Origin of the sequence: Pseudomonas sp. RtIB026 (genome assembly GCF_016861355.2) — a bacterium.
GTDB lineage: Bacteria > Pseudomonadota > Gammaproteobacteria > Pseudomonadales > Pseudomonadaceae > Aquipseudomonas > Aquipseudomonas peradeniyensis.
Genome location: NZ_AP023348.2, coordinates 1,098,066 through 1,118,565, shown reverse-complemented (window position 1 = coordinate 1,118,565; position 20,500 = coordinate 1,098,066). Strand labels below are relative to the sequence as shown.

Below are 20,500 nucleotides of genomic sequence, written 5' to 3'. Positions count from 1 at the left end.
TTCGTTCGACATGCTGCACTCGCCTCGCCTCACCCAGCTGGCCCTGACCATCGCCCTGGTCATCGGCGCGCCCCTGGCCGTTGCTGCCGAGCCGGCCAAGCCAGCGGCCAAGCCGGCTGCGGTGCCGGCCACCGAGGTGACCGCCAAGGCGCCGCTGCCGCTTGAAGAGCTGCGCACCTTTGCCGAGGTCATGGACCGCATCAAGGCCGCCTATGTGGAGCCTGTGGACGACAAGACCCTGCTGGAGAACGCCATCAAGGGCATGCTCAGCAACCTTGACCCACACTCTGCCTACCTCGGCCCCGAGGATTTCCAGGAGCTGCAGGAAAGCACCAGCGGCGAGTTCGGCGGCCTGGGCATCGAAGTGGGCATGGAAGACGGCTTCGTCAAGGTGGTCTCGCCCATCGACGACACCCCGGCCTCCCGCGCCGGCATCGAGGCCGGAGACCTGATCGTCAAGATCAACGGCGCGCCGACCCGTGGCCAGACCATGACCGAGGCCGTGGACAAGATGCGCGGCAAGATCGGCGAGAAGATCACCCTGACCCTGGTGCGCGACGGCGGCACGCCGTTCGACGTGACGCTTGCCCGCGCGGTGATCCAGGTCAAGAGCGTCAAGAGTCAGCTGCTGGAGAACGACTACGGCTACATCCGCATCACCCAGTTCCAGGTCAAGACCGGCGACGAGGTGGGCAAGGCCCTGGCCAAGCTGCGCAAGGACAACGGCAAGAAGCTGCGCGGCGTGGTCCTGGACCTGCGCAACAACCCCGGCGGTGTGTTGCAGTCGGCGGTGGAAGTGGCCGACCATTTCCTCACCAAGGGCCTGATCGTCTACACCAAGGGCCGCATCGCCAACTCCGAGCTGCGCTACTCCGCCGACCCGGCCGACGCCAGCGAAGGCGTGCCGCTGGTGGTGCTGATCAACGGCGGCAGCGCCTCGGCCTCGGAAATCGTCGCCGGCGCCCTGCAGGACCAGAAGCGCGCCGTGCTGATGGGCACCGACAGCTTCGGCAAGGGCTCGGTACAGACCGTGCTGCCGCTGGCCAACGACCGTGCGCTGAAGCTCACCACCGCACTGTATTTCACCCCCAACGGCCGCTCGATCCAGGCCCAGGGCATCGTCCCGGACATCGAGGTGCGTCCGGCCAAGCTTACCGCCGAGGCCGACAACGACAACTTCAAGGAAGCCGACCTGCAGGGCCACCTGGGCAACGGCAACGGCGGTGCCGACCGCCCAAGCGGCAGCAGCAAGCGCAAGGATCGCCCACAGGACAACGACTTCCAGCTCAGCCAGGCCCTCAGCCTGCTCAAGGGCCTGAACATCACCAAGGGCGACTGACCGCTTCCCATGCGTTACCTGCTGTTCACGCTGTTCTGCCTCATGCTCGGTACCGCCCAGGCGGCGCCGGGCAAGGCCTACATGAGCATCATCATCGACGACCTGGGACAGAGCAGCGAGCGTGACAGCCGCACCCTCGCCCTGCCCGGGCCGGTCACCATGGCGATCATGCCCGACACCCCGCACGCCACCGAGTTCGCCCGCCAGGCCCACAAGGCCGGACGCACGGTGATCCTGCACATGCCCATGGACCCGGCCACCGGTCCCTACGCCTGGCACCCCGGCACGCCGATCGAGGAGCTGGCCCGACGCCTGGACGCTGCCTTGGCCAAGGTGCCTTACGTCGCGGGTATCAACAACCACATGGGCAGCCGCATGACCGCCCAGCGCGAACCGATGCGCTGGCTGATGGAAGAGCTGCAACGCCGCCACCTGTTCTTCGTCGACAGCCGCACCAGCGCCGCCACTGTGGCGGCGGCAGAGGCCCAGGCATTGGGCTTGGCCCATGTCTCACGGGATGTGTTCCTCGATGACGTGCGCACCACGGAGGCGATCAGCGGACAATTGCAGCTGGGTATCGCCCAGGCCCGCAAACAAGGCTCTGCGGTACTGATCGGCCACCCCTACCCGCAGACGCTTGAGGTACTGGCCCGTGAAATCCCCCGACTCAAGGCCCAGGGCATCGAGTTGATCGGTCTACCGCAGATGATCGCCGAACGCGGCAATCAGGCCATGCCCGCCCATGGTCACCAGGGTCGCTACAGCAATCGCTGAGGCGTCGCCCGATCCAGACCAACGTGGGAGCGGGCTAGCCCCGCGATCACCGGCTAGGCCGGTGCTGGCAGGGCATCGCGGGCCAAGCCCGCTCCCACGCTGGTGATACCTATGCCGCCACAGCCAACGTACCGCGCATATCCATAAGCACCACCTGGCGCCCCTTCCCCGCAGGCACGCTCGCATCGGTAATCCATACAGGAGCTCAACCGATGTCGACCAAAGCCACCTCTCTGCTTGCCCTGACGATGCTCTGGGCCGCGACCGAAACCCTCGCCGCCACCAGCGACACACCCACACTGCTGAAAAACGCCCAGGGCGAGCACGCCCATTGGAGCGGCATCGGCCGCCTTAACATGGAGCGCGGCCGCCAATGCATCGCCACGCTGATCGACAGCCGCGGCCCCGCATCCACTACGACAGGCCCCGCTTACCTGCTGACCAGCGGCCACTGCCTGGAGACTCGCAATGGCCGGATCATCCACGATCAGCCGGCGCAGGGCAGCATCACCTTCAACTACTTCGCCGACACCCCGGATGCTCGCCCGACATTCGCCCTCAAGCGCACGCTGTGGAGCAGCATGCAAGGCAGCGACCTGGCGCTGCTGGAACTGGACGCCAGCCTCTCTCAGGTGATGGCCGCAGGCATCCAGCCGCTGGCGCTTGGCGTCAGTCCAGCATCAGGCAGCGCGGTGGTGATGGTGGGCGAGGCCGGCAGGCCAGACCTCGGACTGCGCGCGGCCCAATGCACAGAACGGGACCAGGCCAGCGTGACCGAGTTTCCCTGGGTATGGCGCAGGCTCAAGGTCAATGACTGCCCCTCCGGCGGCAAAGGCGCATCAGGCAGCGCGGTGATCGACCAGGTCAGCGGACACTTGGTCAGCGTCGTCAACAGCGTGCCTGTCGGAGCGACGCAAAACAATTACGCCATCCCGGTCCAGCGTGTACTCGGTTGCTTTCACCAAGGCCACGCCGATCTGAGCCTCGAACGCTGCATCCTGCTGCCCGCCTTCCAAATCACTCAGAAAGGGCGGGCCCGCTTGCTCAGGCGGCTCGGCAACGGCTCATCCGCCGCCACCTGGGACCTGGCCCTCGACATCAACACCCCGCGCTACCGCTACAAGCAGGTACGCGATGCACTCGAGTGCGAGGACGCGGCCGGCTACAGCGGCACGATCCCCGCCAGCGAACGGCGCATCGACAACCCGATCGCCAGCGAGCCGGGCCGCTACTACCTGTGTCTGGTCGGCGTGCAATCGCCGGATCAGCGTCCCTACCCGGCCCTGCTGGCCAACGCCCTTAGCCTGCCTGTCGAGGTGATTCCGGCAGGTCTACCGCAAATCCGCTACACCCTTGATCGCCACGAGCAAGGCCACGTCATGCTCAACTGGCAGACCAGGCAGCCCTACCTGAGCCACTACCTGGTCAAGTACGGCGCCGCGGACCGGATGGACTGCGACAACGCCTTCGGTTACCGCCGCGCCCTGACACCCGCCCAGGTCATCCCGGCCTCACGCCTGCCGGCCACGCTCTGTAGCCGCGCCATCGACATCGACGGACAAGTGGCGTCGACCCACAGCGAACTGCTGCCGGTGCACGGCCATTGATTTCAGGCCCTGCCTGCGCCGCTCAGGCAGGGCCGCCCCCTCAAGCCAAGGGAATGATCCCTGCCACATCGCTGGCAGTCAGGCGCCCCCTGTGCACCCGCTCACCGCTGACGGCCTCGTACTGCCTGCCCAGAAAACGCTGGCTCCAGACCTTCAGGTGCCCATGGGTGAACGCCTCGAGCGGCGCTGCCTGGGAGGCCAGGTGGAAATGCGCCGCCCAGAGGCTGCGCCCCCTGGTTTCCCCCGGGGCTTCCAGGCGGGTGACCCTGAACTCGTCGAACGGGCTGGTAGTGGTCGAGGTATCACGCCTGACGTAGTCCACCTTGATCAACCCCTGAGCATGGAGAAAACGCAGCCCGTGCGCAGAGGGATAGCGGGTCTTGTCGTACAGCTCGGTCAGCAGGCGCTTCATCTGCGCCTGCAGGTCGCTCACTGCGGCATTCAAGGCGTCCACCAGCGCTTCAGCCGCTCCCTGCCCGGCCAGGAGCGCGGCCGTACCTTGCAAGCGGTCGGCCTGGCGGTTGAGCAAGCGCTCCAGCATGCGCCCATTGACGTCATCCTTCACATAGGCCCAGGCGATGGCCAGCACGTCTTCGCTATCCTTCAGCAGCCCCTGCACCAGAGCCTTGGCTTGCTCCGTGCCCTCTTCCTCGGCGCCGGCCTTTGCCCCATCGCCTTCGCGCTCCACCCAGTCACCGTCCTTGAAGTCGAAGACCTGCAGGACCGCCTTGCTGATCGGGTCACGCACCTCGAGCAGTGTCCCCGCCTGCCCCTGCACTTCAGTCCCGATGACCAGCAGGCCTTCACGGGTGCGCACGGCCCGCTGCAACTCCTCGGTGCGCGGATAAGGCACTCGCTTGATCAACCCTGGCGCGCCGTCCTGCTCCGCAAGGGCATCCACCAGACGGCGCCCGGCATCATCCTTGAGCAGTTGCATATGGGTCCGGTAGCGCTGAAGCCGGTCGACTTCCACCAGGTCGCCGCCCGTGCGCTCCAGGTGCAGCGCATTGATGATCGCCGCCGCATAGGCGTCCCACGCTTCCTGGAGAATGCTGATGCGATCGGCCACGCCCAGGTTGGACATCAGCGACTCGCCATGGGCCGTGGCGGCGCTCCTGAGCGTGGTGCCCGCCAGATCGTCGCGGTACCTCAGCAGTTGATGCCGGCCATTTTGCGAGTCCAGGTGCAATGCCAGGTCTGCCAGGTTCAGGGCGTGATGGAAGCGAAGATCGACAACGGTGAAGGTACGCTCGGCTATCAACCGGGCGACCGTTCGCCGGGTTCCGGCAATGCCGAAGTCAAGGTCGTCGGGGACCTCGGCCAGCAACTCATCCAGGCCACCTTGCGCGACCAGCATGCGCTCCTGGAGGTCGACGACCTTCGCCAGCTCCACGCGAAAATGCCGGTACTCGTCGCGCACATGGGCGCCTACACCGTCATCGAACTGCGCCGCCAACTCGGTCATGCGCGGAAAGTTCGCAAGGTGCTGCAGCTCACCCAGGATGAAATCGCTGTTGCGCAGCAGCGCAGCCGTCAGCGTGGCCCGATGCAGGCCGAGGGTCTGTGCGAAGCCCGGCTTGCGGAGGCTGCCGTACTTGGGCTCGAGCATGCTCTGCAGGACACCGCAGTGCTCGCGATCCAGGCGGACCACCGCTTCGGCCTGGGCGACGGCTTGCAGGCGCTTGGCGTCCAGTTCGCCAGCGAGCGCGGCGATGCGCTGATCATAAGACGCCATGATCCGGTCGGAGGCGGCCCTGTCGAACGTGTCATCTTCGTGCTCCTCAGCTGCGAGTCGCCTGCCCCTTTCCTGAATCCTCAACCTTTCCAGATGCTGAAGGCGCTCCTGGACCGTGACGACTTCCTGGCTAAAGCGGCCGAACGTTTGCAGCTCCCGGTTTGCCTGATCGGTCAATTTGTGGGTGGCGACTCGCAGCCTGGCGAACTGCCGCTCGAGACGCCCGCCGGGCATGCCACCACCGAGGCGCAGCCGGGTATCGATGCGCCAGGCACCTTGCTCGAAGACCAGCCACGGCCCCGGCTGCCGCGCGCCGTCGACAATCCGGATGTCATCGCCTTCCACACTGACGGCGAAGACCTCCCCCAGCATCGAGACATAGTGCCGCCCGTCGACCGTGTACAGCCCGGCTAGCGAGGGCTGCAAGCCCGCCAGCGGAACACTCGCACGCATGGCCATCAAGGCCTTGCGTTGCTCCGGGGCAAGCCAGTTGAACCCCTGGTTGCCGCGCCAGCTCAGGTCGAGCTGCAAACCCGTGGCGGCACGCGGCAGTGGCCCCGGCATACCCACCTTGCCTTGGGCCGGCTCGACCCTTGCCGCCGCGTAGCCACCGTCCTGGGTGGGAGGCCCTTCGAAACCGGCGGCCTGGAGCAAGCGCCGCGGCACTGCCTGGCGGCCTTTCGGCAGTCGCGCATGCAACAGCGCCATGCCCAGGTTGATGACCAGGTCGACGGCGGCCGTGGAGCGCTCGAACGCGCCACCTTGCGCCAGCGCCTGGCCATCGCCACGCAGGCTATCAAGGGTCTGGATCAACCAGGCAACCGTGGCGATCGGCCCACTCATCAGCACCGTGGCGGTATCGAACAGCAGCCAGGCGCCTTTGCCGAGCACCGCCCAACGGCTTTCGGCAGTGGACGTGCTCTGCTTCTCGGCCAGGTCCAAAAGTAGCGCCCGATTTGCCGCGTACAATTTTTCATCCACATCGTCTAGCCACAGCACCCCGTCCAACCGGGCCGGCTCGGGCCTTTCGGGTAGTTGGAAAGGATCAATACCAAGATGCACGACGTGGGGCTCTGCAAACCCACCCTTGTCGTAGATCGGCCGAGCATGCTCATCCATCCAGGCCAGGATGCTCGCCTGCAGCGGGCCCGATTCGCGGATGGCCGCCATCAGCGCATCGAGGCTGGAGAACTGCCGTAGCGGTTCATCCGCGTACAGCGGGCGGTAGAGCAGCACCACACGGGGCTCGGTCGAAAACAGTACGAACATGCCCTGGACCCGATCATGCCGGCTGGAAGTCGGCTGCCGCTTGAAGGTGAGCGGCATCAGGCCGCTTGCCTTCAAGCTCTTGTCGCCAAGGTCTTTGCACAGATCGATGACACACTGCAGGCCCGCTTCGCTGAGCTTGTGATCGAGTTTCGCCTGCAAGGCGCTGAAACGCAGCGCCTGGCGCCACTCCCGGGCAAAGCGGCGAGTGCGCTCGGGGCGGGCCGCCGGGTCATCCAGGGCGTCGGCCACGTACTTGGGATAACGGCCACCGATATCGACCTTGCGCACCAGTGCCTTCACGTAGTCGGTAGTCATCCAGGGCATGATCAGCTGACCGTTGGCATGCCTGATGTTTTGGAGGAAGGCATCACCCAGTGAGCTGAGATTGGCGATGGCGAACTCGGTCAGGGTCAGCTCGCCCGCCGACTCCAGCGGTTCGCCACCAGCCGTTCCTGCGCCTGCGCCACCCGCAACTCCGTTTGCGACCTCAAGCGCCAGGATCAGTTCATCGGAGAAATAGTTGGCTTCCACCGGATAGTCCTCGAGCATCTGTTTGCGCAGTTGCTGGCGGGCATAAGCCTGCAGGTCGAGTATCCCATCCAGCGCCGCCACGCCCTTTGCGTCAATCTGGTCCAGCGCCATATCCAGCAACGCCGACTGATAGGCGAAGCTGGTGCTGGCCGACGTGGCGGCTATGCCTGGCGGTATCGCGGGCGCACCCGTTTCTTCGACGAAGTAGCCCGCCACCAACCACTGCGCGGGGTCGCTCAGCTCGGCGAACAGCGCCTCCATTTGCGCCAGTGTCAGCCCCTGCAGACGCAGTTGCCCGATGCGCTCGAGCATGTGCCCGAGCAGCAAGGCGCTCCATTGCGCGAATACATCGCCCTCGAGTTCGTGGCGATCCCAGGTCAGGGCAGTGAACCGGTAGCGCAGCGCAAGTTCGTCACGCAGCGCCAGGGCGAAATCGTCCAGCGAATCGAAGGCCCTGACCAGGCCCGACGGCTCAAGCCAGAGCACAACCGCTCGCTCGTCCCACTCGGCCGTCACCAGCAAGCCGGGCTGGAGCCGTCTGAATTGCTGCTGGTCCGCACGCAGGCTGGCCTGGACGACGAACACCGCAGGCTGATCATCACTTCCCCGAATCAGGCCACGGACACAAGCCTGCTGCTGGTCGTCCAGACCCTGCAGGGGCAGGTTGCGCAGCAACGCCATTTTCAACAGCAGCTGCAACCAGCTATCGCGGCGCTTGCCGGATGTACCCAGCCCGTTCCAATAGCTCACCTGAGCCTGGCTGAAGTGCTCGATCAGTCGCGCCAGCAGCCTGTTGAGCACAGGCGTGATGCCCGTCAGACGACGTGTATCCCAGGCACCGTGCGAGCCGGCGAAGCGGTGAGGCCCCGCCAGGCCCAGATTGTGATGGCGTTCGCCGATGGCCTCCAGGTCCAACGGCGTACCATCGAGCATCGCCTGCAGCACAACCTCCACCAGCGGGGCGGTCGTCCAGTAGTGGGTGTCTGGATCCGGGCTGTCCAGGATCAACGGATCGGCGGACTCCAGCGCCGGCTCGACGAAGGCCAGCCATGGCAGCTCCCTGAACAGCACGTGCAGCAGCTGCTCGCTGACCACCTGGCGCAAGGTCGGCCGACTGGCGAATTGCCGGGCGACGGCGTTCTTGAAGTCGAAGATCGGTGTTGAGGTGTTGGTCATGGAAAAGGCCCCGTTCATTGATGAGCCACCACCATGCCCCCGCACCCGCACACCACTGGCACTACATATTGCCCCCCGGATACGACAAGGGGCCCGACACTTGAGCGCCGGGCCCCTTGTTCACATCAGCCGTGATCAGCTGTACACACGCCCCAGCAACTGGCGGTGGCTTTCGAACTGATCGAGCACGTCACGCACGATCTGCTCGCGGGTGAAGCCCATCAGGTCGTATTCCTGGCTGCCATCGTGCAGGTATACCTCGGCACGGTAGAAGCGCTGGCGCACTTCCGGCTCGCCTTCGACCGGCGCCTCGCTCGGCGCGGCCATGTAACCGTCCAGGCTGGCTTCGTAGACGAACGGGTTGCCCTCTTCCATCATCACCCGCAGGCCCATCATGTTGCGCGACTGGCCAACACGGGTCTCGACTTCGAAGCCCAGGGTGCGCAGCTGCTCGGCGGCTTCTTTCAGCGCCGGGCTGACCTGCTTGTCCATGAAGCGCTGGACCACGGCCTGGGTCGGCTGCAGGTCCAGCTGGCTGAGGCGCTCGCTGAAGCCGCGACGGCCACGGGCGGCCAGTTCGGCGCGCTCGCTCTCGACCGCGACGTCCTGCTTCATGGCTTTCATCAGGCCGAACATGAACAGCACCAGGACCACCGAGAACGGCAGGCCGGCCAGTACCACCATGGTCTGCATGGCTTCGAAGTTACCGGCGAACAGCAGGCCGATGGTGACCAGGGTGATGACCACCGACCAGAACACCACCATCCAGTGCGGGGCGTCTTCGTCGACCTTGCCGCCTTTGCACGACAGGTTGGCCATCATCACCGCGCCGGAGTCGGCCGGGGTCAGGAACAGCACGAAGCCGACGAACACCGCCACACCGATGACGATCTTGGCGGCCGGGAAGAATTCCAGCAGCTGGTAGATCGACATCGACGGCTGTTCGAGCGCGGTCTTGCCCAGCTCGACGGCGCCCTGGTTGATCACCAGGTCCAGCGCGGTGTTACCGAAGATCGACAGCCAGGCCAGGGTGAAGCCCAGCGGGATCAGCAGCACGCCGCTGACCAGCTGACGCACGGTACGGCCCTTGGAGATACGGGCAATGAACATGCCGACGAACGGGCCCCAGGAGATCCACCAGGCCCAGTAGAACACGGTCCACAGGCCCAGCCAGCGCTCGGACTTGTCGTTGTCGCCTTCATAGACATACAGATCGAAGGTCTTCAGCACGACACCGTTGAGGTAGTCACCGACGTTCTGCACGAAACCGTTGAGCAGGTGCAGGGTGTTGCCGGCCAGCAGCACGAAGATCAGCAGGCCGCTGAACAGCAGGATGTTCAGGTTGGACAGGCGGCGGATGCCGTTCTCCACGCCCGACACCGCGGCCACGGTGGCAACGCCCGCCATGACCAGGATCACCACCAGCAGGTTGGTCTTGCTGTGGTCCATGCCGAACAGGTATTCCAGGCCCGAGGCCACCTGCATCGAACCGATGCCGAGGTTGGTCACCAGGCCCAGCAGGGTAACGAACATGCCGAAGATGTCCACGGCATGGCCCGCGCCGCCCTTGACCCAACGCTCACCGACCAGCGGGTACAACGCCGAACGCAGTGCCAGCGGCTGGTTGTGACGGTAGGCGAAGTAACCCACGGCAAGACCGACCAGGGCGTAGATCGCCCAGCCGTGCAGGCCCCAGTGCAGGAAGGTCAGCTGCAGGCCCTGGCGTGCGGCCTCGAGGCTGGCAGGGGTGCCTTCTGGTGGGTTGAAGTAATGGTCCAGCGGCTCGGAGGCGCCGAAGTACAGCAGCGAGATACCGATGCCCGAGGAAAACAGCATGCCGGCCCAGGCGCCGTAGCTGAAGTCGGGGGTGTCGTCCTTGCCGCCAAGCTTGAGCTTGCCGTAGTCGGAGAAGGCCAGGTAGACGACGAACAGCAGGTAACCGCAGATCACCAGCATGTAGTACCAGCCGAAGGTACGGGTCAGCCATTTCTGGGCGACGCCCAGCGCCTGGCCGGCGGCTTCGGGGACAGCGATCAGCAGGGCAGTCAGAACAAGGATCATCAGCGCCGAGGTGTAGAACACCACGCGGTTGACCCGTACCCGCTCGGCGGGGGGGGTTGTCAGGGAGGCAGAACTCATTGCACGAATGCTCCGGGCAGTGCGGCAGTGGAGGCTATACAGTTATTTCCCGCGCAATTGGTGCAATAGCCCTACTGCGCAAGGTGTTATAAAAGGCACCTGGAAACCGTGATCCCGAATCGAAACGCTGCAAAAAAAACAGACCGGCCGCCTGTCGCCTTGCCACGCACTCAGCAGAAGGTGCGCGCATTCGCCACAGACCACCTGGCCCGCTCCAAGGGCCGACCGCGCAGTCCATGACCGCTCGGCAGAATCTGTCCTTTGCATCGCTCATGCCCGTCAACGCCTTGTATTCCGGGGGTTACACGATTTCCTGGGGTGTCGATTCGTGTCCTCTTGACCGTCCTGAAAACTGTCAATGGCACAAATTGTCGCAGAGCTTATTCTTTATTGATTGAACGTTCAATCAAAACAAAATAGACTGGCCTCGCCGAGGTAGCCGCTTGTCGTCTGCCCGCAGGCCTGAGGAGATAGCAAGATGCCCAAGGTCGGTATGCAACCCATCCGCCGCCAGCAGTTGATCGAAGCCACATTGCAGGCAGTCGATCAGGTCGGACTGGGCGATGCCAGCATTGCGCTGATTGCCCGTTTGGCCGGTGTGTCGAACGGCATCATCAGTCACTACTTTCAGGACAAGAACGGCCTGATCGCAGCGACGATGCGCTACATCATGAACATGCTCAACGAGGGTGTGATCGCGCGTCGTCAGGCACTCACGGACGACAGCCCGCGTGCCCACCTGAAGGTGATCATCGAAGGCAACTTCGATGCGAGCCAGGTGAATGGCCCGGCAATGAAAACCTGGCTGGCCTTCTGGGCCTCCAGCATGCACCAGCCGTCTTTGCACAGGTTGCAGCGGATCAACGATCACCGCCTGTATTCCAACCTGTGCTGCCAGTTCCGCCGCGTCCTGCCGCTCCACCATGCGCGCAAGGCTGCCCGCGGGCTGGCAGCCCTGATCGACGGCCTGTGGCTGCGTGGCGCCCTGTCGGGAGATGCATTCGACACCGACCAGGCAATACGAATTGCTTACGAATACATGGATCTACAACTGGCTAAACAGCAGTCCCTGGGCACAACCGACCAGGCCTCTGAACAGCCGCGCGCAGCGACCAGCCAACCGGCAGGAGCGTGACGCGGCAGCCAACCACACACTGCACTTGCGAGGACACTATGGCCCGTTTCGGAACGCAAAAACTCTACATTGATGGCGCTTACGTCGACGCTGGCAGCGACGCCACCTTCGAAGCCATCAACCCGGCCACCGGCGAAGTCCTCGCTCACGTGCAGCGCGCGACCCAAGCCGACGTCGAGAAGGCCGTCGAAAGCGCCGAGCGCGGCCAGAAAGTCTGGGCCGCGATGACCGCCATGCAGCGTTCGCGCATCCTGCGCCGCGCCGTCGACATCCTGCGCGAGCGCAACGACGAGCTGGCCATGCTGGAAACCCTGGACACCGGCAAGTCCTACTCCGAAACCCGCTACGTCGACATCGTCACCGGCGCCGACGTGCTGGAGTACTACGCAGGCCTGGTACCGGCCATCGAAGGCGAGCAGATCCCGCTGCGCGAATCGTCCTTCGTCTACACCCGCCGCGAGCCGCTGGGCGTGACCGTCGGTATCGGCGCCTGGAACTACCCGATCCAGATCGCCCTGTGGAAATCCGCCCCGGCCCTGGCCGCCGGCAACGCGATGATCTTCAAGCCGTCGGAAGTCACCTCGCTGACCACCCTGAAACTGGCCGAGATCTTCACCGAGGCCGGCCTGCCGAACGGCGTGTTCAACGTCCTGACCGGCAGCGGCCGCGAAGTCGGCACCTGGCTGACCGAGCACCCGCGCATCGAAAAAGTCTCCTTCACCGGCGGCACCACCACCGGCAAGAAAGTCATGGCCAGCGCCTCCAGCTCCTCGCTGAAGGAAGTGACCATGGAACTGGGCGGCAAGTCGCCACTGATCATCTGCGACGACGCCGACCTGGACAAGGCCGCCGACATCGCCATGATGGCCAACTTCTACAGCTCGGGTCAGGTCTGCACCAACGGCACCCGCGTGTTCATCCCAGCCGCGATGAAAGCCGCCTTCGAAGCCAAGATCGCCGAGCGCGTCGCCCGCATCCGTGCCGGCAACCCGGAAGACGAGAACACCAACTTCGGCCCGCTGGTCAGCTTCCAGCACATGGAAAGCGTGCTGTCGTACATCGCCAAGGGTAAAGAAGAAGGCGCCCGCGTGCTGTGCGGCGGTGAGCGTCTGCTGGACGGCGACTTCGCCAAGGGCGCGTTCGTGGCCCCGACCGTGTTCACCGACTGCACCGACGACATGACCATCGTCAAGGAAGAGATCTTCGGCCCGGTAATGAGCATCCTCAGCTACGAGACCGAGGAAGAAGTCATCCGTCGCGCCAACGACACCGAATACGGCCTGGCCGCCGGCGTCTGCACCAACGACATCAGCCGCGCCCACCGCATCATCCACAAGCTCGAGGCCGGCATCTGCTGGATCAACGCCTGGGGCGAGTCGCCGGCGGAAATGCCGGTTGGCGGTTACAAGCAGTCGGGCGTCGGCCGTGAGAACGGTGTCAGCTCGCTGGCTCAATACACTCGCATCAAGTCGGTCCAGGTCGAGCTGGGCGGCTACAACTCGGTTTTCTAAACCCCGTTTAGCCACGCCCGTGCCTTCGCGCACGGGCGTTTCCGCTCCCTGACCACCGCCAACGAGGGTACTTTTCATGTCCCAAGAATTCGATTACATCATCGTCGGTGCCGGCTCCGCCGGTAACACCCTGGCCACCCGCCTGACCGAAGACGCCAGCGTCACCGTGCTGCTGCTGGAAGCCGGCGGCCCCGACTACCGCTTCGACTTCCGCACCCAGATGCCGGCCGCCCTGGCCTTCCCGCTGCAGGGTCGCCGCTACAACTGGGCCTACGAGACCGATCCGGAGCCGCACATGGACGGCCGCCGCATGGAATGCGGTCGCGGCAAGGGCCTGGGCGGCTCGTCGCTGATCAACGGCATGTGCTACATCCGTGGTAACGCCATGGACTTCGACGGCTGGGCTGAACTGCCGGGCCTGGAAGACTGGACCTACCTGGACTGCCTGCCGTACTTCCGTAAAGCCGAAACCCGCGACATCGGCCCGAACGACTACCACGGCGGCGAAGGCCCGGTCAGCGTGGCCACGCCGAAAGCCGGCAACAACCCGCTGTTCCACGCCATGGTCGAGGCCGGCGTGCAGGCCGGTTACCCGCGCACCGAAGACCTCAACGGCTACCAGCAGGAAGGTTTCGGCCCGATGGACCGTTCGGTGACCAAGAACGGCCGTCGCTCCAGCACTGCCCGTGGCTACCTGGACCAGGCCAAGAAGCGCCCGAACCTGACCATCGTCACCCACGCCCTGAGCGATCGCGTGCTGTTCGACAACAAGCGCGCCGTTGGTGTGACCTACCTGGTGGGTGACAGCGAAGAGCGCGTCGAAGCCCGCGCCCGCAAGGAAGTGATCGTTTCCTCCGGCGCCATCGCCTCGCCGCAGCTGCTGCAGCGTTCCGGCGTCGGCCCGCGCGCCCTGCTGGAAAGCCTCGACATTCCGGTGGTCCACGACCTGCCGGGCGTCGGCGAGAACCTGCAGGACCACCTGGAACTGTACCTGCAGTACGCCTGCACCCAACCGGTGTCGCTGTACCCGTCGCTGCTGTGGTGGAACCAGCCGAAAATCGGTGCCGAGTGGCTGTTCAACGGCACTGGCATCGGCGCCAGCAACCAGTTCGAGGCCGGCGGTTTCATCCGCACCCGCCCTGAGTTCAAGTGGCCGAACATCCAGTACCACTTCCTGCCGGTCGCGATTAACTACAACGGCTCCAACGGCGTGAAAGAGCACGGCTTCCAGGCGCACATGGGCTCCATGCGCTCGCCGGCCCGTGGTCGCATCCAGGCCAAGTCGAAGAACCCGCGCCAGCACCCGAGCATCCTGTTCAACTACATGTCCACCGACCAAGACTGGCAGGAATTCCGCGACGGCATCCGCCTGACCCGCGAAATCATGGCCCAGCCGGCGCTGGACGCGTTCCGTGGTCGCGAGATCAGCCCGGGCGCCCACGTGCAAACGGATGAAGAGCTGGACAAGTTCATCCGCGAGCACGCCGAAACCGCCTTCCACCCGTCCTGCTCGTGCAAGATGGGCACCGACGACATGGCAGTGGTCGACGGCGAAGGTCGCGTGCATGGCATGCAGGGCCTGCGCGTGGTCGACGCATCGATCATGCCGCTGATCATCACCGGCAACCTGAACGCCACCACGATCATGATCGCCGAGAAGATCTCGGACAAGATCCGTGGCCGCAAGCCGCTGCCGCGCAGCACCGCCAAGTACTACGTGGCGGGCGATGCACCGGTGAAGGGCAAGCCGATGCGTGAAGTGAAGCAGGCGTAAGCCTGCTCCGGCCTCTTCGCGGGTAAACCCGCTCCCACAGGTTCCGCACTGCCCTTGATGCCAGTGATATACCTGTGGGAGCGGGTTTACCCGCGAAAGGGCCCACGATGGCAACACAAGAAAAGGCACCTCTCGAGGTGCCTTTTCTACATCTGCAGAAACGCTTTACAGCCTGCCAATTCATCAGGTTAGAATCGATTGGCACGCGACCTGCTAGTTCACGCTACAAGTCCCTTTTCTCTGCGATGTCCCGGAGTACCGCCTTTGGATGCGAGCACCATCAACAGCCTGTTCCTGATCGGCGCTTTACTGGTGGGCGCAAGTATCCTGGTCAGCTCGCTGTCATCGCGCCTGGGCATCCCCATTCTCGTCATCATCCTCGCGGTCGGCATGATCGCCGGGGTCGATGGTGGCGGCATCATCTTCAACAACTACCCGACCGCCTACCTGGTGGGCAACCTGGCGCTCGCCGTGATCCTGCTCGACGGCGGCCTGCGCACCCGGGTGGCGAGCTTCCGCGTGGCGCTGTGGCCGGCCCTGTCGCTGGCCACGGTCGGCGTGCTGATCACCACCGGCCTGACCGGCATGGTCGCCGCCTGGCTGTTCGACCTGAGCCTGATCCAGGGCCTGCTGATCGGCGCCATCGTCGGCTCCACCGATGCCGCGGCAGTGTTCTCGCTGCTCGGCGGCAAGGGCCTGAACGAGCGGGTCACCGCCACCCTGGAGATCGAGTCGGGCAGCAACGACCCGATGGCGGTGTTCCTCACCGTCACCCTGATCGACATGATCGCCAGCGGCCAGACCGGCCTGCACTGGAGCCTGCTGACCCACCTGCTGCGCGAGTTCGGCATCGGCGGGCTGATGGGCCTGGGTGGCGGCTGGCTGATGCTGCAACTGGTCAACCGCATCAACCTGGCCGGCGGCTTGTACCCGATCCTGGTGGTGGCCGGCGGCCTGGTGGTGTTCTCCCTGACCAACGCCCTGCACGGCAGCGGCTTCCTCGCCGTGTACCTGTGCGGCCTGGTGCTGGGCAACCGGCCGATCCGCAGCCGCCACGGCATCCTGCACATGCTCGACGGCATGGCCTGGCTGGCGCAGATCGGCATGTTCCTGGTGCTGGGCCTGCTGGTCACCCCCCACGACCTGCTGCCCATCGCCCTGCCCGCCCTGGGCCTGGCGCTGTGGATGATCCTGGTGGCCCGCCCGCTGTCGGTGGTGGCCGCCCTGCTGCCGTTCAAGGCCTTCCATGGCCGCGAGAAGGGCTTCATCAGTTGGGTCGGCCTGCGTGGCGCGGTACCGATCATCCTCGCGGTGTTCCCGCTGATGGCGGGCCTGCCCCAGGCCCAGCTGTTCTTCAACCTGGCCTTCTTCATCGTGCTGGTGTCGCTGCTGGTGCAGGGCACCAGCCTGCCGTGGATGGCCAAGCTGCTGAAGGTCACGGTACCGCCGGACCCGGCGCCGATTTCCCGCTCCGCGCTCGAGGTGCACGTCACCAGCGAGTGGGAGCTGTTCGTCTACCGCCTGGGTGCCGAGAAATGGTGCATCGGCGCCGCCCTGCGCGAGCTGAAGATGCCCGAGGGCACGCGCATCGCCGCGTTGTTCCGCGGCGAGCAACTGCTGCACCCGTCGGGCAGTACCGTGCTGGAAGTCGGCGACATGCTCTGCGTGATCGGCCACGAACATAACCTGCCGGCGCTGGGCAAGCTGTTCAGCCAGGCGCCGCAACGTGGCCTGGACCTGCGTTTCTTCGGCGACTTCGTCCTCGAAGGCGATGCCGAGCTGGGTGCGGTGGCCGCACTTTATGGCCTGAAACTCGACGGTCTGGACGCAAATATGCCGCTGGCGCAGTTCATCCGACAGAAGGTCGGAGGCGCGCCAGTAGTAGGCGACCAGATCGAATGGCACGGCACGATCTGGACCGTCGCGGTCATGGACGGGAACAAGATCCAGAAAGTGGGCGTCAGATTCCCCGAAGGTACCCGCCCCGGCCCCGGGCTGTTCCTCTAAACTCCGATTTGCCGCGTAACACAAGAACTCTGCCTATGTCCCTGCGTGACCATTGCCGCGCAGCCCTGCTGGGGCTGTGCCTGACCCTCTCGTTCGCCGCCGGCGCGGTGGAAATCCCGACCACCCCGGGCATCCAGAGCAGCCTGAGCAAGATCGCCGAGCGCAAGCTGCCGGAAACCGAGCAGAAAGCCGTGCAACAGGTGCTGGAACAGACCCTGGCGCTGCTCAACGCCCGCGACGACAGCGAGAGGAAGCTCGAAGCCCTCAAGCAGCAGTTGGCCAATGCTCCCCAGGAGATCCGTGACAGCCAGCGCGAGCTGATCAAGCTCAAGGCCAGCAACGCCGTGCCAGTGGCGCAGCGCTACGCCAGCCTGACGGTGCCGCAGCTCGAACAGATGCTCAGCGAACGCAGCACCCAGCAGGGCGACCTGCAGAAGGCGCTGTCCGAAGCCAACAGCCTGATCATCAACTCGCAGACCCGCCCTGAACGCGCCCAGGCCGAGATCAGCAGCAACCAGATGCGCGTGCAGCAGATCAACAACAGCCTCAAGAGCGGCAAGGACAACGGCAAGTCGATCAACGCTGACCAGCGCAACCAGCTCAACGCCGAACTGGCCTCGCTCAACGCCCTGACCCTGCTGCGCCGCCAGGAACTGGCCGGCAACAGCGTGCTGCAGGACCTGGGCAACGCCCGCCACGACCTGCTGATCGAGCGCGCCACCCGCCTGGAGCAGGAAATCCAGGACCTGCAGACGCTGATCAACGAAAAGCGCCTGGCCCAGTCGCAACAGGCCGTCACCCGCCAGTCGATCGAGGCGCAGAAGGCCGGCGGCAGCAACCTGCTGGCCACCGAGAGCACCGCCAACCTGCAGCTGTCCGACTACCTGCTGCGCAGCACCGACCGCCTCAACGAGGTGACCCAGCAGAACCTGCGTACCAAGCAGCAGCTCGACAGCCTCACCCAGGCCGACCAGGCCCTGGACGAACAGATCAACGTGCTCAAGGGCAGCCTGCTGCTGTCGAAGATCCTTTACAAGCAGAAGCAGGCCCTGCCGCACCTGAAGCTTGACCGCAACCTGGCCGACCAGATCGCCGATATCCGCCTCTACCAGTTCGAGATCAACCAGGAACGCGAACAGATGAGCAGCCCGTCCACCTATGTGGACAAGCTGCTGGCCAGCCAGCCCGAGGAAGATGTCACCCCGCAACTGCGCAAGGCCCTGCTGGAAGTGGCGATCACCCGCAGCGACCTGCTCGAGCGGTTGAACCGCGAGCTGTCGGCGCTGCTCAACGAATGCATCACCCTGCAACTGAACCAGAAGCAACTGTTGAGCACCGCCCAGAACCTGCGCACCACCCTGGAAGAGCAGATGTTCTGGATCCCCAGCAACAAGCCGCTGGACTGGCAATGGCTGCGTGAAGTACCCGAGCGCCTGACCACTCAGGTGGCCAGCCTGCCCTGGGGCGCGGGCATCAAGGAACTGGCTGACGGCCTGGTGCAACAGCCGCTGCTGTTCCTGCCGCTGATCCTGGTGATCGGCGCCCTGCTGTGGCGGCGCAAGGCGCTGTACCGGCGCCTGGGCAAGGTCCACCAGGACATCGGCCACTTCAAGCGCGACAGCCAGTGGCATACGCCCCAGGCGATCCTGATCAACATCCTGCTCGCCCTGCCGGTGGCCCTGGCCCTGACCCTGGGCAGCTACGCCCTGCAGCTCGACGCCCGCGGGCAGAACGCCAACCTCGGCGCCGCCCTGTGGCAGATCGCCCAGGCCTGGCTGGTTTTCTATACCGCCTACCGCATCCTCGCCCCGGGCGGCGTGGCCGAGATCCACTTCCGCTGGCACAAGCCGCAGGTCGAGTTCCTGCGCGGCTGGGTGCGCCGACTCGGCACCGTGGTGCTGGCCCTGGTCGGCGTGGTGGCGGTGGCTGAACACCAGCCGTCGGCACTGGCCGAGGACGTGCTGGGCATCGGCGTGGTGCTGACCTGCTACGCCCTGATGGCCTGGCTGCTCAGCCGCCTGCTGCTGAGCAGCCCGGCGCACCAGAACACCTCGCTGTTCCGCAAGGCCGTCGGGGTGGCCTTCACCGCTCTGCCCATCGCGCTGTTCGTGGCGGTGTGCTTCGGCTACTACTACACCGCCCTCAAGCTCACCGACCGGCTGATCTACACCCTCTACCTGCTGCTGTTCTGGCTGGTGATCGAGGCCGCGTTCGTGCGCGGCCTGTCGGTGGCGGCACGGCGCCTGGCCTACCAGCGCGCCCTGAGCAAACGCCAGGCGGCCAAGGAAGGGCTGGACGGCGAAGTGGTGGTCGAGGAGCCGACCCTGGACATCGAGCAGGTCAACCAGCAGTCCCTGCGCCTGATCCGCCTGGCCCTGCTCGGCGGCTTCATCGGCGGGCTGTACTGGGTATGGGCGGACCTGATCACGGTGTTCGCCTACCTCAACAACATCACCCTCTACGAGTACAGCAGCGGCACCGGCGCGGCGGCCAGCATGGTGCCGATCAGCCTCGGCGACCTGCTCGGCGCCATGGTCATCGCCGGTATCGCCGTGGCCCTGGCCAGCAACCTGCCGGGCCTGCTCGAAGTGCTGGTGCTGTCGCGCCTGAACCTGGCCCAGGGCAGCGCCTACGCGATAACTACGTTGCTGTCCTATGTGATTGCCGGCGTCGGCATCGTCAGCACCCTGGCCACCCTCGGGGTCAGCTGGGACAAGCTGCAATGGCTGGTGGCGGCACTGTCGCTGGGCCTGGGCTTCGGCATGCAGGAGATCTTCGCCAACTTCATCTCCGGCATCATGATCCTGTTCGAGCGCCCGGTGCGCATCGGCGACACCATCACCATCGGCAACCTGTCCGGCACGGTGAGCAAGATCCGCATCCGCGCCACCACCATCACCGACTTTGACCGCAAGGACATCATCGTTCCCAACAAGACCTTCATCACCGGCCAGTTGATCAACTGGTCGCTGACCGACACGGTCACCCGGGTGACGCTGAAGCTGGGCATCGACTACGGCTCGGATCTGGACCTGGTGCGCGACCTGCTGCTCAAGGGCGCCCACGAAAACCCACGGGTGCTCAAGGATCCGGAGCCGCTGGTGTACTTCCTCAACTTCGGCGAAAGCTCGCTGGACCACGAACTGCGCATGCACGTGCGCGACCTGGGTGACCGCAACCCGACGCTGGACGAACTGAACCGCTATATCAACCGCGAGTTCAAGGCGCACAACATCAAGATTTCGGTGCGCCAGGTGGAGGTGTTCCTGATGGATACCAAAGGTGGCAAGCAGCAGTTGATCCCGATGGAGCGCAAGCCGGACAGCACGCCTCCCGTCTGAGTGGACGTCAAAGGGGTAACCGCCCAGAATGCCGGCGAGGGCTTCGCCCTCGTTCGCGGGTAAACCCGCTCCCACGGAGCAAGCGCGACCCCTGTGGGAGCGGGTTTACCCGCGAAGGGCCGCACAGCGGCCCCAATGGCATCGAATCCAGGAGCAGGCCCC

10 protein-coding genes are annotated in these 20,500 nt (G+C 65.1%); 8 read left to right on the top strand and 2 right to left on the bottom strand.

What is annotated here, in order from left to right:
- Positions 1-10 precede the first annotated feature (10 nt).
- The 3 genes from PRtIB026_RS05080 to PRtIB026_RS05070 all read left to right on the top strand — a co-directional run bounded on the left by PRtIB026_RS05080 (position 11) and on the right by PRtIB026_RS05070 (position 3,720).
- The gene (locus tag PRtIB026_RS05080; protein WP_062572581.1) at positions 11-1,339 is read left to right on the top strand and encodes a S41 family peptidase; all 1,329 of its coding nucleotides are present in this window, start codon (positions 11-13) and stop codon (positions 1,337-1,339) included.
- A 9-nt stretch (positions 1,340-1,348) separates the two neighbouring features.
- Positions 1,349-2,113 (top strand): divergent polysaccharide deacetylase family protein, encoded by a 765-nt coding sequence (locus tag PRtIB026_RS05075; protein WP_203648408.1) that lies wholly within the window; start codon positions 1,349-1,351, stop codon positions 2,111-2,113.
- A gap of 212 nt (positions 2,114-2,325) precedes the next feature.
- Complete coding sequence (locus tag PRtIB026_RS05070) at positions 2,326-3,720, top strand: trypsin-like serine peptidase (protein WP_203648410.1); 1,395 nt, start codon at positions 2,326-2,328, stop codon at positions 3,718-3,720.
- Positions 3,721-3,760: 40 nt separating this feature from the next.
- On the opposite strand, the gene PRtIB026_RS05065 is transcribed toward PRtIB026_RS05070, so the two are convergent.
- Complete coding sequence (locus tag PRtIB026_RS05065) at positions 3,761-8,431, bottom strand: dermonecrotic toxin domain-containing protein (protein ID WP_267813654.1); 4,671 nt, start codon at positions 8,429-8,431, stop codon at positions 3,761-3,763.
- A 135-nt stretch (positions 8,432-8,566) separates the two neighbouring features.
- Entirely contained in the window at positions 8,567-10,570 is a 2,004-nt protein-coding gene (locus tag PRtIB026_RS05060) for a BCCT family transporter (RefSeq protein ID WP_203648412.1), read from the bottom strand.
- A 478-nt stretch (positions 10,571-11,048) separates the two neighbouring features.
- On the opposite strand from PRtIB026_RS05060, the gene betI reads away from it, so the two are divergent.
- The 5 genes from betI (at position 11,049) to mscK (ending at position 20,338) form a co-directional block, all read left to right on the top strand.
- On the top strand, positions 11,049-11,705 hold the full coding sequence (gene betI, locus PRtIB026_RS05055) for a transcriptional regulator BetI (RefSeq protein ID WP_203648414.1): 657 nt from the start codon (positions 11,049-11,051) through the stop codon (positions 11,703-11,705).
- A 38-nt stretch (positions 11,706-11,743) separates the two neighbouring features.
- A complete protein-coding gene (gene betB / locus PRtIB026_RS05050; protein ID WP_046853877.1) occupies positions 11,744-13,216 on the top strand; it encodes a betaine-aldehyde dehydrogenase in 1,473 nt (490 codons plus the stop codon).
- A gap of 76 nt (positions 13,217-13,292) precedes the next feature.
- A complete protein-coding gene (betA, locus tag PRtIB026_RS05045; protein WP_203648422.1) occupies positions 13,293-14,990 on the top strand; it encodes a choline dehydrogenase in 1,698 nt (565 codons plus the stop codon).
- Positions 14,991-15,254: 264 nt separating this feature from the next.
- Positions 15,255-16,997, top strand: coding sequence for a potassium/proton antiporter (locus tag PRtIB026_RS05040; protein WP_110735265.1), 1,743 nt, complete (start codon positions 15,255-15,257; stop codon positions 16,995-16,997).
- Positions 16,998-17,032: 35 nt separating this feature from the next.
- On the top strand, positions 17,033-20,338 hold the full coding sequence (gene mscK / locus PRtIB026_RS05035) for a mechanosensitive channel MscK (RefSeq protein WP_203648424.1): 3,306 nt from the start codon (positions 17,033-17,035) through the stop codon (positions 20,336-20,338).
- The last annotated feature ends 162 nt before the right edge of the window (positions 20,339-20,500 follow it).